The organism is Bacillus sp. cl96, from assembly GCF_900100505.1.
Lineage (GTDB): Bacteria > Bacillota > Bacilli > Bacillales > Bacillaceae_G > Bacillus_A > Bacillus_A cereus.
Genome location: NZ_FNDM01000003.1, coordinates 259,810 through 273,912, shown reverse-complemented (window position 1 = coordinate 273,912; position 14,103 = coordinate 259,810). Strand labels below are relative to the sequence as shown.

Below are 14,103 nucleotides of genomic sequence, written 5' to 3'. Positions count from 1 at the left end.
TCGGTTTATATCTTGGAGACGGTTAAACTCGTTGATATACGTTTTAAGCTCGAATTTTTCATCGTCAGTAAGTTTGTGTCGGTTACGTACTCTAGGTACGATGTACTTTCGTAATTGATTTACTTTTTCTAAACGTTCTTTTCTATCGAACCATTCTCCATTGATCCATGCGATATTAACCGTCTCCTTTCGTAATTAGTAATTGACTATGGAAAATTTAACCGTTATACTGAAAGTAACAAAATGAGATTACGTTACATTAAATAACTGGAGGTAATACATATGTCCGGTGTAGTTCAACCTATCCGTTCCAAACGGGATATAGATAAAATGAAAAAAGCGCTAGCTGGAAAGCCGCGCGATCTATTACTTTTCATATTCGGGATAAACTCCGCGTTACGTATTTCCGATATATTGAAACTCAAAGTCGGAGATGTAAGTGGTAAGGAATCTATATCGCTAAAAGAAACAAAGACTCGCAAATCTAAACGATTCCATCTAAACGCATCCATAAAAAAAGCCGTCGTGGAATTAATCCCACCAACGGCTGACGATAACGATTGGTTGTTCCCTTCTCGTAAAGGTGATAAAGCAATCTCTCGTATCCAAGCGTATAGAATTTTAAATACTGCGGCTGATCGTGCCGGGCTTAATATCGAAATTGGTACGCACACATTACGAAAAACGTTTGCATTTCACGCGTATAAGAACGGTACTGATTTAGCATTACTTCAAACGATACTAAACCATTCAAGCCAACGAGAAACACTCGTATATCTCTGTATCGAACAGAAACAAATCGACGATGTTTATATCGAAATAAACTTGTAAGGACTGCGTCTTGACGACGTGGTCTTTTTCGTTTTACACTAACGTAAACTCAAACGTTATTTTGGGTACGCGGATTTCTCTCGTACCTGACGGGGCTTGTTCAAAAAACCATCCCCCGCCCCTTTTTCTATCCCGTATATTTTATGCACCTTCCCGAATATCTAATGTAACAGAATCATCTTTTGTTACATTCAATTCCGAATCAAAACGTTATTATATCAACGTTTGTACAATTATTATCGTTCATTTATTCGTTAGTTATTTTATACATGTGTAGTATCAACGTTTGTAGCGTCCACCACATCGATATACATTGCATAAGAACATGCATAAATAGTCCGAAAAGTTTCGAGGATGCATCCGTCTAGAGCGATCGACTGACCTACGGTAAACTTTTGTAAAGATTTATGTTATATCACCGCATAATATCCTGATGAGTTTCTTCCTATTATATATTCCTAATATAATCGATTACTTTACGTCTTCTTCAATCCTCGCTTCAAACGATGCAATCTCTTCGTCCAATTCCTCGTAGTTAATCTCGCCTGTCTTAGCCTTCGTTTCTACCTCTACCTTATCGGTAAGCATACCGTTAATCTGTAGCGCTAACTTCGCCATAGCCGCATTACCATCTCGAATAGCAATCTCGGATAGTGATGCGATTAAATTAGGTAACTGGTCTTGACTATTACGTACCATTTCCTTTTTTAACTCACGTTCGAATAACGTATCCTTACGCCAGTTATGAATCGATTGTCTAGATACACCGCATATCTCAGCGATCTCATCGTTTGTCTTACCGCCTTTATTCGGTAATGCTAACCATTTAATAGCGGTTAAATGTTCCGTGTTTAATCGTTTTAATGCCATGTATTACGTCCTCCTTTCCGTTTATATAATACATAATCCGTAAAAAATATATTTATTTTCTCTTCCCATAAACTCATGGACATATTAATATTAGGATATATAAAAAGAAGGGATTGACAAAAATGCAAAATAAAACTACCCCTACATTTAAACAAGAAACTTTCTGCTGTCCACATTGCGATATAGTTGCAGTTCAAGAATGGCGACAAGCTCAATACTGGGATTATAAAAAAAGCTCTTATTTACATGTAGGAAATTTAATCGTTTGCAAGTGTACTCATTGTCAAGAATACTCTTTCTGGTATAATGAGGAAATGGTTTACCCAACAAAATCTTTAGCCCCTAAACCACATCCAGATATGCCAGTAGAGATAATTGATGATTATAATGAGGCTGCAAATATACTAAAAGATTCACCTAGAGGTGCGGCAGCACTATTAAGGCTTTCATTACAAAAGCTATTGAAATCGTTAGGTGAATCGGGTACACATATTGATTCTGATATAAAATCTCTAGTTCAAAAAGGTTTGCCGGTCAAGGTACAACAAGCGCTTGATGTACTTAGAGTAATTGGAAATGAATCAGTTCACCCTGGAACGATAGATATGAAAGATAATCATGAAATTGCATTAAAACTATTCGCTTTAATAAACTTCATCATACAAAATCAAATCACGGAACCTAAAGAAATTAATGATCTTTTCACATCTCTACCGACTGGTAAGTTAGATGCCATTGCCAAAAGAGATGGCATAACTAACTAACTATTTCTTTTTATTACTTTAGCGGAGTATCTTTTATATAAGTACTTTATCGACTATATAAGATAGTAATTCTTTTCGATAGAAAAGGATTACCGGTAAGTATGAACGTTAGTGAATACTTACCGAATAGTACTTATACTCTCTTAATCTTTTGTTTGTTATTATTAAGTTCGTTATTATTACGTTTGTTATTATTACCGTCACTCTACAGTGATTTACCTACGTCACTCCTCGGTGATTGACCTAAATCACTGTAGAGTGATTAACGATATAACTCGTCTAAATTCCGTCTGATTTCCTCGTCAGTCAACGACGAATAGTACAACGGAAAATATAGCTTATCTCTTTTGTTAGTCGCATAGTCGTACACTGTCTTAATTAACCCAACGGCTATCAATACGTTTGATAACTTCGCAATTCTATTACGACCTATCCCAGTTTCTTCAGCTATTTTATCGACCGAAGGGAACGCACTCATATAACAATCGTTGTCCTTCTTGCCGTTAACATACGCCAGTAGGTACGAATATAACTGCGCAATAGATACGTTTGCCTTATCGTACTCTCTAGCGATTGGAATAATCCGACGCCAAAGGTCGTGTGGAATCGGTGCATTACCCGTTAATCTATTCCCTGGCGTCATTGCGTATTCTTTTCGTTGGATAGCTTCGTTAGCTAAATACTCAAATTTATTCGGCATATATATCGTCCTCCGCATATAAGTTATTCAGCATAAAGTAAACGTAAAATTAAATTACTTAGGCTTATTCGATTGCCACTCCGTCAATAAACTATCTAACTCCTCTGTACGGTAATACTGCCAAAACTTACGTAGCGTATTTTCGTTAAGTCCCGCACAGGTATACCGTTGGCCTCGTTCCTTTAGGAAGACGTGTAATACTGGTGAATAGCAATAGAAAAATTCGTTTTGTGTACTCATGATTAAATCACGTCCTTTTCTTCGAACTGTGTTAGTAATTCTTCGATTTCACTGACGGCTTGATCTGATGTTAATTTCTCATTGATATAATCCATTACGATATTTATCGCTACATCAGACGTCCCTATCTCCAATGCTTCAAAGATAAAATCGTCTTTTACTAACTCGATAGCTATGAATGAGTCACCGCCAAATAAATCTGTTAACTTCTCCGAAAGTTTGCTACATGATTTATCCATTAGTAATAGCATCTTAGTTAAATGTCGTTCTCGCTCTGTAAACTTCATTAAATTAAAACCTCCGTTAAATTAAAGTAAAATATAAAAAAGCGAACCCGTAGGCTCGCTTAATTAAAATATTCGTATGTATTTACGACGCGACTTGTAAGTCCTTCGGTTAGTGTATCTTCAAATTCGTAGTTGTAATCGTCTCCTCTTCGATTAAAATACGTAAAGTGGAAGGCTTAACGTTTTCCTATTACGTATACATAACTAAAGAAGTAAAACTTAGTACATATGTGGTAAAATTAATTAATATAGTAGCTTTAATAAACTATTTTCTTTAATTTTATATTAATTACGAAGAGGGAGATATTTTGATGGGTGTAAAAAAAGAGTTATTAATGGATACAACAACTATTGAACATTTAGCATGTTTAGAAATAAATACCTTAATACTTCAGCCTCCGTTCCATTTACATAGTAACGTGCAATGGAATGATAAAGGAATTTCTCTTGATGGTGACATTGAAGTCTATAATGACTATCAGAAAAAGAAGGCAAATTTTATTGGTAAAGTTCCGATACAAATTAAAGGAACTACTACGTTTAAAAGAGTTCATAAGAAAGGAAAAATAAAACATAGCGTAGACAAGAAGGACTTGGAAGTCTATTACAATAACAATTGTGGTGTATTATACTTTGTAGTAACAATAAACCCAACAACGTATCAAAGGCAAGCTTATTATCGAATTTTGGCCCCTTTAGATCTAAAAAGTCTCTTATCTACACTTGATAAAAGCAAAAAAGAATCTATCACCATCCCTTTTAAAAGGATGGAAACCGATAATTTAGAGTCCGTCTGTAAAACACTTATCAATGTAGTTGAAAGGCAACCAAAACATTATATAGAGGCACTAACAGAACCAGAATTTACACATTATAAGATAAGTTTTGTTGACATAAAAAAAGAGACTTTTGATTTTTTCGAAGAGCCTGCTTATATTTATGGGGTACTCGAAGACATTGAAATGCCTCTTGAAATAGCACACATAACAGAAATAAGCAAGTTTGATAATGAAACTATTTGCTTAAACGATGAGAAAATACATATAAATTACCATGCTGTTGAGACTGTAGAAAAACGTATAGTCGTTATAGAAGAAACTTTAACTTTTGAATTAGATAAAACGAAAAATACTTGTGCAGTTCATCTAGGGAAATTAAAAACACTAGCATCATATGTAAAATGTTTACAATTAATAGATTATCTATTGAAACATAATCAACTTCCTTTTCAATCTATACAGCTAAATGCAAAACTAAATCACAAGGAAAACTTCCAGAAAATCGAAAATGATATTAAATTATACATAGAGCTAATAGACATTTGTAATCAAATTGGGATAAACGAAAATTATGTATTTAATGATGAAGAAGATTTATCGTTTTTATTTAATGCTATATTTGATATTTTTAAAAATAGAAATTATGATTCGCTAAACCTTCCAGAACATGAAAAACTACAAAATTTCAAAATTTATAACATTGAAATTTCTAAATACGTGAAATTAAAATTAATATATATAGATGACAATTTGATTAATTTCTATAGTGAAGAAGTGTTAACAAAAATAGGCGGTTTACTACCTAAAGATGGTATAGATAACAAATTCGAAAAAGATACTTGGGTACCTGAAAATTGGAATGAATATTATCAAAAAATAAGCGTTTACCTCTCTCAAGATATTGAAGAAATGGTTGAGGATACTAACTTTGATTTCGATATCTTAAAAGCATCATTTTCTGATAAACATCATGATATAGAGGCTGGAAATGGTCTGATAATTAATATTTCTTTAAATTTCATGAACTATTATGATAAATATAATGATAAAAAATATTTAGATCTTGCTCTTAATTTGAATCAACGATACTTAGTAAAATTCCCTGAATTTGATATCGCAAAGGTAAATATATATCTTATTAAACTTAAGCAATGTGGAGTACTATCATCAGAAGAACAAGATGACATTTTAAATATACAAGAGAGGGCCGAGAATAACAAAGACCAAAAATTGCGTTTCGCGTGTGAGGTCTTATTACAAAATAAGTTAAAAGCCAATAGATTATTTGATTCTCTTAGAGATGAAGAAAAAGAAACAATTCAGGATTACCCAATCTACAATTTCTATGAAAATATGGATTAGCTACCAAAAATGAGGCCGCCATCTCTGGCGGCTTTAATCGTTTTGTCTTCATTCGCAGAATTATACGGTCGGTATTTCTCACGTAACGCTACTAACTCCTTACGTTTCAAGAAACAAACTAACCTTGTCCAACCTTTTCACAGGCGTTATCTTCACCTACTTAATTAACTGACTCATACGCGCACGTGTGATGTCTAATATCTCGATGGCTTCAGGGGAGCCGTAAGAACTTCATTATGTATGAAGTCCTCAACTTCCTCGCGTGATTTTAAATCGTACCACAATTGCGTTTACCTTCCACTAAATCCTTATAAGCGTTCATTTAGCCTTTTCAAACGTTCATTTATTTCCTCGAGAGCGGGCGTATTAATATGTTTTCCATCACCATGAACTATTAAATTTCTCCATTTTATAATCTCTATGATTTCCTGAAAGTCTATATCTGCAATTTTTTCTTGTTTCAATAGTTCATTAGACATTCCTATAAAATTCGAATGCTTTTTCAAACCCAATTCTGGGTCTAACAATCTATATTTACTCTGAATAATAGAATCTAATTCTATAAAATTAAGTAAAAAGTGACCAATTATTCCACCTAGTTCCACTGCTACATTGTCAACAACTAGATCTTTATCTGATTCAGATAAAACTATTTTATTTAAACTATCTAAAGCTTTCTGTAAGTTTTCTTTCACTTCACCAATTAATTTGGCAATTTGATTATACTCACTTCGAGTGATACCCCTATTATGTGCAATTTTATTTCTTAATTTATATATTTTTTTCCAACGTACAGTTAAGTACTCTTCATCACCTTCCACAAATTCCGAAAAATATTTTTCCCAGTTTGATTTTGGAACAAATACTTTTAATTCGTCTAGTGTTAATTCTTTTAATTCTGTCACATCTCTTAATTTTTCTAATAATTTATTTGGTGATTCGGATGAATACTTTTTAAACAAAAAGTTCGCTAGTTGAATAAAATCTGTTTTATACAGATAATCAGGCGTCTCTTCCTTAGATTCCTTGACTGAATCTTTTACTTCTTCTGGAATATTCTCTTTAGCCCATCCTAATCCGACAGTTGTTAACATAAATTTTGTGATGAGCTTTCTCATCAAGTTCTCTATCTCATATACTAAAGGGTACGCCTTAGTAGAATAATAATAACTAAAGTCATCCCAAAGGACCTGCGGATGCTTATCAACTTTATGAAGCATTTCTCTTACAGCTCTTAATAGTTGTTCGTATTCTTCAATTTGCGATAAATCTTCAAACTTTAATTCTACATTGAAAAATCGTTGATTCCCCTTATGTGATTGGTTTGTATGTACTTTATATTCAGCCTCTACTTCTTTATACTTTAATTTTCCGCCTTCTATTTTAATATCTGAGTTCGCCCTAAGTAAATTATTAAAAGCAGCTTTATTTGAACAAAATGCAGTTGTTGTATCTATTATAATTAAATATTCTACCTTTAATGGTGTATCTATCATATTTGTTTATTCCTCCAAATGCCTTCTAATGAAATGCTTCTTGAAACCTAGTCTATTAAAGCTCATTTTCTCTTATTAAATTATATAGTGAAATTTACCGCAACACCACTATAAAAAGCACCGAATAGTTGTTCTTTATAGAACTAGTTCCCTCCCACCTTTATTTTCTCGATTTATTTCTCGAATAGAACACATCTGAACCGCCTACTCTCGTGTAAACTCCCGCTACTTTCTTCGTCTTTCCTCCTTTTCTACACTATATACTTATAGCCTCACCTGTGTAGAACATATCCCTCTGCTATACGACAAGTCAGGATAGGAATTAGTAGTTACTCGATATAAATGCTAAAATACCATTATTAAACTATATTCGGGGGATGCATATATGGGAGAAAAGTACTCACTAAATGAGCAAACGCTTCAATTCATTCAAAAATTCGAAAGAACGGTAGCACCTGATAAAACATATATAACGCAAGAATTGGTTAATATATTTAATGATTCCACTTTCAATAAGGAACAATTCAATACGTACATAGAACCAAAAGGTAAGGCTATATGGTGGGCGTTAAAACGTAGCGGAAATTGGGAACAGGTTAAAAGAGGATTATATAAGAAAAAATAAGGCCACCTTAGTCGATGGCCTTATTTTTATTCCTTCGCTGTATTGGCTGGTACTTCTCCTATAGTGCTAATCTTAATTTAATACCCTTAAGTAATCAGGAAATTTATTGAGTGAAATAATAGCTGTCCTTATAACCGAATCAGGGAATTTTTCATATTTAATATGAGATTTACCAACGATCTCGTTCTTTTGTAAATCTGGAATTATCGACCATATATGATGTCTTATCTCTTTCAAAACATCAGGCATTTTTACATTCTCCGACTCACTTTCTCTATCTGTTAAACTTCTAATATCCATAAAAGAGGGGTAATAAAAATAAGCTACTAAAATTAAAAAGGAAGCATGGATAAAACACGGAATTTTATTTTCCTTACTAAATACAGAATCGAAATAATTCTGCCAATTTTCTAGTAAAAATTGAGAAAAACTGATAAATGTCCTTGGGTTATGTAAATTTATATGTTCCTTCAATAGACCAACTACCATATAATATGAATCTATTGTATAATCCGAATTCATTGCAACAAGTTGCCAATTACCCTCCAGTGAATTATCGAGATCACTCACTTCAATTGGATAATCTATGGCGAAATATTTCTCTTCTCCATAAAAATAGGCCTTCAAAACTTTAGATAAAACTCTATGGGATTCATTATTTTCCATATCAAGAAACTTTATAATGAAATTATCTGTTAATGTCATAAGTTGATGCTTTGTGTTAATAAAGTACTTTCTTTGAAAAATTTTATGCAAGTAGTAATCTGGTTTACTAACGCCTTGTTTTTTTAAAGCATCGAATACAACTTCTTCATCCATAGCGACTACAAAGAATAAACCAGGTAAATCGAGAGTAGATTTAATCATTTGAAATACTGTAATAACCTCTTCAGGGAAAAGTCTATCTATTTCATCAATCATAACTACGATTTTTTGACCATCTGGTCTAATTGTCTGATTTAAAATGTCATTTAATTCTTTTTTTCTTAGTGACAAAGGTTTATCCTCAAAAATAGTATCACTAAATGCTTGAGTTGTCTCACCAACAACGACACTAGTACCGGTAGCTACAGTAGGAGGCATTCCGGCTTTATATGCTCCCACAAAAGCTATAGCTTTTGCTGCCGGCGCTAATAATTTTTGAGCATATTTAGAAAATTTTTCTTTTGCTCGATGAAGTTCACCTTCACCCATTGCATAGTAGATTTCTTCAAATAAATTCTTAATTAATTCTTCCCTATCAGTAATCATCCAAGGATTAAAACGCACAACCTTACATTTTCCTTTGTTCAAATTATTCTCTATAAAATTTAACATAGTAGATTTACCAGATCCCCACGATCCATTAATAGATAATGAGTATGGTAAGTTTGCCGAAAAATTATCAATAAATGTAGCTATATCTTTCGATTTCTCTTTAAACCCTAATTTATCATCATTTACATTTTCTAAAGGTAAATATTGCAGTTCATCCATCAAATTCTCCCATCTCCAAACTGATATTCCTCTTCTAAACATATATTATCATAACACATTAATTAAATTTAATATAACAAAAGACCACCATATAGGTAGTCTTCATCAGTTCTTATTTTATACATTCAACATACTTTACTTTTTGCGTATCGATACACATATTACCTTTCGTATCGTGAGCGTTTAATACAAAATATCTACCAGAAAAGAACGTCTAACTCCACTCCGCAAAACTATCTCCCCCATAATATGTGAGTGTTATCTTCAAAAACTACTTTTATTTGCATGCAATCGACTCCTTTTCGTTATATACTCTAACCTCTTCCACTCGCGTAAACTCCCTATACATCTTCCGTCTCTCCTCTTTCCTAGACTTCGCTTCCCTATCGATTCGCCACGTCTCTTTTCTCGTACGTTTCCTGCGAAACGGAGGCTTGTAATTTCTCCGATCTACTCCGTATTCTTCCGCTACTTTCATCGATACCTCTCTGCTATGTCTCCTCGACAACTGGTAATCGCTCATTATCGGATATTCTTCACGAGTCATTTTATCCGGGTGTGTATTCGAAAGCTCTTCGTAAAGCAACAAATCTGCTAAACGTTCGAGTTGTTTCAGCTCAGGTCGCTCTCCGATGGACGCCACATAAGCGTCTGTGAGCGATTTAATTTCTTTCGCACGTACATCTCTATTACTAATCGCCTCAGAATCGCCCTCTCGGAGACTAGTAATTAACGTATTTACGTACGTTTCGAACTGCGTTTTGTAATCTCCGTTTGTTTGGAATGTATATTTCGTCTGCTCCATTAAGCAACCGCCTTCCTCTCTGTACTTACCATCGTCAATTTATAACCTTCGTCTTCCCAACCCCATCGTTCAAACACCGCCGCTATCTTTTGCGCTAACAATCGCTTATATAAATTAACCGTAGGTGCCGTGATCCCCATCTCGACCGCAACTTGCGTTTGTTTCATATCCTCGAAGTATACTAACTGCAAGACTTGACGCTGCCTATCCGTCAAGTTCGCTTTTGAGATTGCCGTCTCTAAATCGATTAGTATATCGCAGGCTGCATAATCACCGTTAAATCTACGTTCATACATATACGGTAAATGCCGTAGTAATAAATCAATTGACTTCGGATTGTCCAATGCGTATTCCTGCTCTATTCGACGGTGTGCCGTTTCATTATCGTATTTGCTTACGCCCATTTACTCACGCTCCTTTTTCCGTTACCTCTACATAACGACTGCCTATCTCGTTATGCGGTAAGTATTTTAATAAGCGAGTGCCAATCGCTTCAATTACGTTTACAGTTACGGCGTTGCCCGCCATTTTATAAAGTTGAGAGTTCGATATGCCAGCGCCAACTAACTTATCAAACTCGGAATCTAGAAAGCCTTGTAGTCGGAAACATTCCTTCGGTGTGAGTTTACGGATTCTATATGACGGTGTGAGTGTCGCTTGGTTACACGATGTTTCCAACGTTTGAGCAACACCTTTGCCGACGCGACCGCGTCGGGTCTTACTATTTGGAAATTGAACGTTGATTGAATCGCCCACTTCCGCGATTGCATAACCTTGTTTCGTTGCCTCACGGATTGCCACTCCATGTCGATCTTGTGCCGTTAATGTAAACGATGGCTCGTCATTCTCTTTAAATCTACGTCCATTTTGTCGTTTTTCGATACAATCAGGTGTTAATACGGGTCGGACTTCTTGAACAGCTATTTGTTTCGGCTGTTTGTAGTCCGTAGCGGTTAAGCAAGAGCATAATCCTTCTGAATCGTATATATGCCCTTTTTGCCCACCGCTTCCGCTATGTCCTAAGACTGCTATCTTCGGTTCTCTATGTCCACCACCCATTGTTGTTAAAGTTGGCGAAACGCCCTCCGCGCTGTAAACGCGCTTGATTGCGTCATGACCTTTTATATCAACGTGACCGACCATTTGTGGTTCGGTGTCGGCTCGTTTTTCGACTTTCGTTTCTTCTAACTGTGCAATCAACCTCGCTGTCTTCTCTTCGCTAAGATAATAACGCTCGTCCACTTCGTCCTCTAAGATATCCCGTAATCTAGTCGTTACTGTATCTTGTGCAGGCCAATCGAAGTTAAACGTCTTGACACCTTCCAGTGTAGAAATACGTCGCTTACCCTTTGTAACTACGTTATTCCCTTCGATTTTCCAAGGTTCTGTTTCTCCGTTTAAGATACCGACTATGAAAATTCGTTCTCGATTCTGCGGTACTCCAAAGTATTTCGAATTCAGTACATTGAAGTCAACCGTATATCCAATATCATTCAGCGTTTTAATAATCGTATCTAGCGTCTTTCCTTTATCGTGTGAAATAAGTCCTTTTACGTTTTCCAAGAGTAATAGTTTCGGTTGCTTTTCCTTTGCAATACGTGCAACTTCGAAGAATAACGTTCCTCGTGTGTCATCAAATCCTAATCGCTTACCTGCTACCGAGAATGCCTGACAAGGAAACCCACCGACTAAAACGTCATGCTCCGGGACATCTCCCGCAGCGACCTTCGTCACGTCACCGACTGTTTTATGTCCGTAAAGCACTTCGTAAGCTTGATTTGCGAATTTATCAATCTCGGAGGACATAACACATTTCCCTCCGAGTTTATTTATAACTTGTTCGAATCCACCCACGCCAGAGAATAATGATACGAATTTAAATGTGTTATTCGTCATAGAATCGCTCCTTATATTCGATTTATTAAAGTCCTAGTTCCTCAGCAAACTCGCCCATATCAAATCCGACTAATTCCTTACCGCTAGGAAATACGGTTACAGGTGCGCTCATATACCCTTTGTCCGCCATCCAGGCTGCATGCAATGGGTCTTCGTCGATATTGCGAGTTTCATAAGTTACTCCTGCGGCATTTAACGCCCACTTTACCTAATCACAGTTCGGGCATGCGTTCTTTGTGTAAATGATTACGTTAGTTTCTGACATCTTGATTCCTCCGTTTCTTTTTTAAATTCGTTTTTATCGTTTCACCCTTTACACCTAAAACTAACTAAATATTCAAATATATTTTTATAAAGTTAATATTAAACATTTATAGAAGGTTTCTTCCAAAAGAAAAGGAATTCATATTATGTAGTGATATATTCACATCAAAAAACGACTTAGGAGATGAGAAAATGCTTAAGAAAATCGTTGTTGGTACTTTAGCTTTAGGATTAGTTACTGGAATTGGCGGTGAATACGCATCTGCTGCAACACTTAATTTACCTACTCAACCCATAAACAATGCACTACACAATTTAAAGGCTGATCCAGGAACTTTAATAGATGATAGATATTCATTTAAAAGATCCGGTAAAGTATATTTCGACTATCTTGGTAGTGAAGAAGGGATGATTAGAATTTACATCAAAAACTATGGAGTGTCCCCTGTCACATTTAAACTAGTTAATCCAAAAGGAAGTAACCTGATGAGTGGTTATGAACTAGATCCAGGCGAATCTATCATTCAAGAAATGTATCTGCCAGACCCTACTTCTAAAAAAGATAGAACGTACTACTTCTATTTTAAAAATGAAGATGGAACTAAAATAGATGTACACGCTAAAGTAGGTGCAATTTAACACAAAACAGTCAAAGATAGGGGAAAGATTTACACAGATGCAAACACATCTCTCCTTATCTTTTTCTCATTCCATCACATTCTTTATATATTGAAAGGCATCCCTCATAATCTCCCTATTACTAACCGACTGCACACCTAACTCACGCATAATCACATCGAATTGATTGTACATCTCGCCGATACTCCCAACGTTATTAATCTCGTAATCTACTTCAAAAGCATCGATATGACTTTCCGTTTCATGTGACAAATCTTCTTCCGTAAATACATCGCCCACGTTGTACGCCCTACCAATACGTAAGTCATCCGATGCGCTTACTCGAATAAATACAAAACCTTCGTCTCGTAAACGCTGATACTCATTCGGTTGTCTTACTCCGTTTATTAACACTTTCGGCTTGTGGTTGGTTTTATTCAACGCATCTTCGAAACAATATTCGTGTACCTTTCCCATCGTCATCTTCACCCAAATATCCGGATCAATCTCACGTAACCACTGACCGAACTTTTGATAATAAGCACGTGGTTTCGGGTCGCGTGGAATATTCGGAAACAGTCGATGGAACTCGTCCTTTAATACCGCTGAGAAGTCGAACTCTTTAAAGCCGTATAACATCCAGGCGTAATGGGATAACTCCGTCTTTCCACTTCGGGCCTTGCCCGTAATAGCGATTTTCTTAGCGTTACATAACAAATCATTCACGCCCCTTCGTAATAGATTCAACGATTGCTTTTGCAGATTCTACGTCTAGAACGTTAATATTAATCGTAATGTTTTGCGGTAGTTTTGCCTCTTCTAACGCTGATACTTTTTCGTCTAGAAATACGATATCTTCACGTACCAACTCTAGCTGCTCATCTAAGGCATTTACACCGCCGATTGCTTTTGATGCATCACTACGTGCGGATTCAGCCATTTGTGAGAACGTTAGGATATTACGGTGGTTTTCTTCTGTACGTTCTTCAAGGCGTGTTTGTTTCGTTTTAATCTCGTCGAGCACATCATTTATACTAGGTCTAGTAATCAACTCTTCACTTTCAAATTTAGTTACGTCTGCCATATTAAC

The 14,103-nt window shown here is 35.5% G+C and carries 15 protein-coding genes and 1 pseudogene; 5 read left to right on the top strand and 11 right to left on the bottom strand.

The genetic code is table 11. The features are described from left to right. The first annotated feature begins 282 nt into the window (after positions 1 to 282). A complete protein-coding gene (locus tag BLT20_RS09065; protein ID WP_073339522.1) occupies positions 283 to 831 on the top strand; it encodes a site-specific integrase in 549 nt (182 codons plus the stop codon). A gap of 471 nt (positions 832 to 1,302) precedes the next feature. Here the strand turns inward: BLT20_RS09065 and BLT20_RS09060 are convergent, their stop codons facing one another. Then, entirely contained in the window at positions 1,303 to 1,701 is a 399-nt protein-coding gene (locus tag BLT20_RS09060) for a phBC6A51 family helix-turn-helix protein (RefSeq protein ID WP_073339520.1), read from the bottom strand. A gap of 122 nt (positions 1,702 to 1,823) precedes the next feature. Between BLT20_RS09060 and BLT20_RS09055 the strand changes: the two genes are divergently transcribed. Further along, on the top strand, positions 1,824 to 2,465 hold the full coding sequence (locus BLT20_RS09055; protein ID WP_001180308.1) for a DUF4145 domain-containing protein: 642 nt from the start codon (positions 1,824 to 1,826) through the stop codon (positions 2,463 to 2,465). Positions 2,466 to 2,727: 262 nt separating this feature from the next. On the opposite strand, the gene BLT20_RS09050 is transcribed toward BLT20_RS09055, so the two are convergent. Further along, entirely contained in the window at positions 2,728 to 3,165 is a 438-nt protein-coding gene (locus BLT20_RS09050; RefSeq protein WP_073339517.1) for a helix-turn-helix domain-containing protein, read from the bottom strand. A 242-nt stretch (positions 3,166 to 3,407) separates the two neighbouring features. Further along, a complete protein-coding gene (locus BLT20_RS09040) occupies positions 3,408 to 3,692 on the bottom strand; it encodes a hypothetical protein (RefSeq protein WP_000673113.1) in 285 nt (94 codons plus the stop codon). 311 nt (positions 3,693 to 4,003) lie between these two features. Here BLT20_RS09040 and BLT20_RS09035 point away from each other — a divergent pair, with 311 nt between their 5' ends. Beyond that, complete coding sequence (locus BLT20_RS09035) at positions 4,004 to 5,833, top strand: DUF4365 domain-containing protein (protein WP_073339511.1); 1,830 nt, start codon at positions 4,004 to 4,006, stop codon at positions 5,831 to 5,833. Positions 5,834 to 6,141: 308 nt separating this feature from the next. Here the strand turns inward: BLT20_RS09035 and BLT20_RS09025 are convergent, their stop codons facing one another. Next, positions 6,142 to 7,329, bottom strand: coding sequence for a HEPN domain-containing protein (locus BLT20_RS09025; protein ID WP_073339508.1), 1,188 nt, complete (start codon positions 7,327 to 7,329; stop codon positions 6,142 to 6,144). 385 nt (positions 7,330 to 7,714) lie between these two features. Here BLT20_RS09025 and BLT20_RS09020 point away from each other — a divergent pair, with 385 nt between their 5' ends. Next, positions 7,715 to 7,954: a hypothetical protein gene (locus tag BLT20_RS09020; RefSeq protein ID WP_073339505.1), complete on the top strand. Its 240-nt coding sequence runs from the start codon at positions 7,715 to 7,717 to the stop codon at positions 7,952 to 7,954. A gap of 72 nt (positions 7,955 to 8,026) precedes the next feature. Here the strand turns inward: BLT20_RS09020 and BLT20_RS09015 are convergent, their stop codons facing one another. The 5 genes and pseudogenes from BLT20_RS09015 to BLT20_RS08995 all read right to left on the bottom strand — a co-directional run bounded on the left by BLT20_RS09015 (position 8,027) and on the right by BLT20_RS08995 (position 12,396). Beyond that, entirely contained in the window at positions 8,027 to 9,430 is a 1,404-nt protein-coding gene (locus BLT20_RS09015) for a KAP family P-loop NTPase fold protein (protein WP_073339501.1), read from the bottom strand. A gap of 277 nt (positions 9,431 to 9,707) precedes the next feature. Next, entirely contained in the window at positions 9,708 to 10,235 is a 528-nt protein-coding gene (locus BLT20_RS09010) for a hypothetical protein (RefSeq protein ID WP_073339498.1), read from the bottom strand. Beyond that, positions 10,235 to 10,639: a sigma factor-like helix-turn-helix DNA-binding protein gene (locus BLT20_RS09005; RefSeq protein WP_073339495.1), complete on the bottom strand. Its 405-nt coding sequence runs from the start codon at positions 10,637 to 10,639 to the stop codon at positions 10,235 to 10,237. The genes BLT20_RS09010 and BLT20_RS09005 overlap by 1 nt, the downstream gene beginning before the upstream one ends. A gap of 4 nt (positions 10,640 to 10,643) precedes the next feature. Beyond that, complete coding sequence (gene dcm / locus BLT20_RS09000; protein WP_073339492.1) at positions 10,644 to 12,131, bottom strand: DNA (cytosine-5-)-methyltransferase; 1,488 nt, start codon at positions 12,129 to 12,131, stop codon at positions 10,644 to 10,646. A 25-nt stretch (positions 12,132 to 12,156) separates the two neighbouring features. Continuing rightward, positions 12,157 to 12,396: pseudogene (locus BLT20_RS08995) on the bottom strand (glutaredoxin family protein). 191 nt (positions 12,397 to 12,587) lie between these two features. Between BLT20_RS08995 and BLT20_RS08990 the strand changes: the two are divergent. Then, positions 12,588 to 13,034: a hypothetical protein gene (locus BLT20_RS08990; RefSeq protein WP_073339489.1), complete on the top strand. Its 447-nt coding sequence runs from the start codon at positions 12,588 to 12,590 to the stop codon at positions 13,032 to 13,034. 66 nt (positions 13,035 to 13,100) lie between these two features. On the opposite strand, the gene BLT20_RS08985 is transcribed toward BLT20_RS08990, so the two are convergent. Beyond that, positions 13,101 to 13,730: a nucleoside/nucleotide kinase family protein gene (locus tag BLT20_RS08985; RefSeq protein ID WP_073339486.1), complete on the bottom strand. Its 630-nt coding sequence runs from the start codon at positions 13,728 to 13,730 to the stop codon at positions 13,101 to 13,103. Position 13,731: 1 nt separating this feature from the next. Then, positions 13,732 to 14,097, bottom strand: a complete 366-nt coding sequence (locus tag BLT20_RS08980) for a hypothetical protein (RefSeq protein WP_073339483.1) — start codon at positions 14,095 to 14,097, stop codon at positions 13,732 to 13,734. Positions 14,098 to 14,103 lie beyond the last annotated feature (6 nt).

Excerpts from the sequence above, each read along its gene's own strand:
- BLT20_RS09065 (WP_073339522.1), top strand. The coding sequence starts at position 283 with ATGTCCGGTGTAGTTCAACCTATCCGTTCCAAACGGGATATAGATAAA.
- BLT20_RS08980 (WP_073339483.1), bottom strand. The coding sequence starts at position 14,097 with ATGGCAGACGTAACTAAATTTGAAAGTGAAGAGTTGATTACTAGACCT.
- dcm (WP_073339492.1), bottom strand. The coding sequence starts at position 12,131 with ATGACGAATAACACATTTAAATTCGTATCATTATTCTCTGGCGTGGGT.
- BLT20_RS09025 (WP_073339508.1), bottom strand. The coding sequence starts at position 7,329 with ATGATAGATACACCATTAAAGGTAGAATATTTAATTATAATAGATACA.
- BLT20_RS09035 (WP_073339511.1), top strand. The coding sequence starts at position 4,004 with ATGGGTGTAAAAAAAGAGTTATTAATGGATACAACAACTATTGAACAT.
- BLT20_RS08990 (WP_073339489.1), top strand. The coding sequence starts at position 12,588 with ATGCTTAAGAAAATCGTTGTTGGTACTTTAGCTTTAGGATTAGTTACT.
- BLT20_RS09040 (WP_000673113.1), bottom strand. The coding sequence starts at position 3,692 with ATGAAGTTTACAGAGCGAGAACGACATTTAACTAAGATGCTATTACTA.
- BLT20_RS09010 (WP_073339498.1), bottom strand. The coding sequence starts at position 10,235 with ATGGAGCAGACGAAATATACATTCCAAACAAACGGAGATTACAAAACG.
- BLT20_RS09055 (WP_001180308.1), top strand. The coding sequence starts at position 1,824 with ATGCAAAATAAAACTACCCCTACATTTAAACAAGAAACTTTCTGCTGT.
- BLT20_RS09005 (WP_073339495.1), bottom strand. The coding sequence starts at position 10,639 with ATGGGCGTAAGCAAATACGATAATGAAACGGCACACCGTCGAATAGAG.
- BLT20_RS09020 (WP_073339505.1), top strand. The coding sequence starts at position 7,715 with ATGGGAGAAAAGTACTCACTAAATGAGCAAACGCTTCAATTCATTCAA.
- BLT20_RS09015 (WP_073339501.1), bottom strand. The coding sequence starts at position 9,430 with ATGGATGAACTGCAATATTTACCTTTAGAAAATGTAAATGATGATAAA.
- BLT20_RS09050 (WP_073339517.1), bottom strand. The coding sequence starts at position 3,165 with ATGCCGAATAAATTTGAGTATTTAGCTAACGAAGCTATCCAACGAAAA.
- BLT20_RS09060 (WP_073339520.1), bottom strand. The coding sequence starts at position 1,701 with ATGGCATTAAAACGATTAAACACGGAACATTTAACCGCTATTAAATGG.